At 70.7% G+C, this 246-nt stretch carries 1 protein-coding gene; it reads left to right on the forward strand.

Annotation, left to right across the window (positions count from 1 at the left end; genetic code table 11):
* Nucleotides 1–246: DUF222 domain-containing protein (locus ACZYRU_RS27005; protein ID WP_488960191.1), on the forward strand; the 246-nt coding region annotated here is incomplete at both ends.

Here is a 246-nt window from a genome sequence, read left to right on the forward strand (position 1 = left end):
TCGTCGACCAGCAGCTGTTCAACGCCTCCGGTGTCGGCTGGGCCCAGCTCGAGCGGCTCGTCGCCGAGGCAGTGCTGCGGTTCGACCCCGAACGCGCGGAGGCCGAACGCAAGAACGCCGCCGACCACCGGCACTTCGACATCGGCGAAGTCGACGAGCACGGGCTGGTCCACCTGGACGGACTGATGGATGCCGCCGACGGACACGACCTCGACCTGGCGGTGTCCCGTCGGGCCGAGGCGCTCG

It is taken from the genome of Nocardioides sp. F233 (genome assembly GCF_057813895.1).